The following is a 1,373-nucleotide window of genomic DNA, read 5'->3' as shown; positions in this document are numbered from 1 at the left end:
TGATATTGTCAATATTGGTTGACACATTTATCTCAAAGATATCATTTCCTATGCAGCCAGGCCCAGAGATTGGTAGTATCTCTGACGCTTAATCATAGGAGGAAGCCCACCGTTGGCAGAGCAGATCCTCCTGTTGTTCCAGTAACTGATGAAATATCTCCAAATAAGAACTCTCAGCTCATCCGTGGTCAGGCTTTCCGTATTGTAGCGGTCATAGAGAAGCTCGCTTTTCATTCTGGCCCACATGCTTTCACATCGAGCATTATCGTGGCACCTGCCACCATCACTGTTCATGCTTTGTATAATGCCATATTTAGAAAGCGCCTGACGGTAGGTTTCACTGGTATATTGTCTTCCTCTGTCGGAGTGCACAATGGCACCTCGCAGATCAGGATGCGCCAGATAGGCATTATCCAGTGTATGCTCACACAGAGTTGCCTTCATGTTTGTTTCCATTGCCAGTCCCAGAACGCTGGAATCAAAGCAGTCGAAGATGGCTGAAACATACAGTTTTCCATCTTTTGCCTTGATTTCTGTGATATCAGTTACGCATTTTTCAAGTGGCTTATCAGCCTTGAACTCTCTCTTCAGAAGATCATCTGACTTACGTGCTTCCCGATCAGCCTTGGTAATGCCATTTGGCTTGCGCTTTGGCCGATGGACAAGTCCTATTTCATCCATAACCCTGTAAACGGTTCGTTCACTGGGGATCTTGATTCCCGTCGGATTCTTAAGGAGCAGTGCTTGGTACATGCGAATACGTCCATAGGTATCATTGCATTCATCCTCAGCATGGATCACTCTCATGGCATCAGCAAGATCCTGATATTTCCAAGGGCGATCTTTAATAGCAAGATATTTGTAGAAACCCTGGCGGCTGACGCCAAGCATCCGGCAATAGAATGAGAGTTTTCCCTTAATCACGCCGTCTTTCGTTTTTATGGCAATGAACATCATTCTTTGGTTCTTGCTGACTTCCGACGGCTGGCTGCGAAAAAAGCGCTTGCTTCCTCGAGAAATTCATTTTCCTCTTTCAGACGCCGGATTTCTTTGTCCTGATCTTTAACGCGTTTGCGGAGCATGGCAAGCTCCTCAGCAAGACTCATCGCGCTTTCCGGAGTATGTGCACCGTCGCCAATATCCAATGTGCCTGCTCTAACTGCTTTCAGCCATGTGTGGATGGTTCCTTCTGGGATACCTAATTCTTTGGCTGCCTTAGCACCGCCGATTTCTTTGGCAAGTTTGACAGCCTGGATCTTATATTCCTGGTCGTATTTACGTTGGGTTCGTGACATTGAGAGTTCCTCCTTATTCTCTTTTATTATACATGAATTCCTTGAGAATAAGGTGTCAACTTTATTTATACAACATCA

Annotated in this window: 2 protein-coding genes; both read right to left on the bottom strand. The window is 45.4% G+C overall.

From position 1 onward, the window contains the following. Window positions 1-48: 48 nt before the first annotated feature. Window positions 49-957 carry an IS3 family transposase gene (locus GPK83_RS14195; RefSeq protein ID WP_118489533.1) on the bottom strand — a complete coding sequence of 303 codons (909 nt, stop codon included), beginning with the start codon at window positions 955-957 and terminating at the stop codon, window positions 49-51. Continuing rightward, window positions 954-1,295: a transposase gene (locus tag GPK83_RS14190; RefSeq protein ID WP_006855988.1), complete on the bottom strand. Its 342-nt coding sequence runs from the start codon at window positions 1,293-1,295 to the stop codon at window positions 954-956. Before GPK83_RS14190 ends, GPK83_RS14195 begins: the two co-directional genes overlap by 4 nt. Between the last annotated feature and the right edge of the window lie 78 nt (window positions 1,296-1,373).

The organism is Clostridium sp. MCC328 (genome assembly GCF_018785465.1).
Lineage (GTDB): Bacteria > Bacillota > Clostridia > Lachnospirales > Lachnospiraceae > Pilosibacter > Pilosibacter fragilis.
This window is presented reverse-complemented; position numbering and strand designations above follow the sequence as displayed.

Coding starts and splice junctions, on each gene's coding strand:
- GPK83_RS14195 (WP_118489533.1), bottom strand. CDS start 957: ATGATGTTCATTGCCATAAAAACGAAAGACGGCGTGATTAAGGGAAAA.
- GPK83_RS14190 (WP_006855988.1), bottom strand. CDS start 1,295: ATGTCACGAACCCAACGTAAATACGACCAGGAATATAAGATCCAGGCT.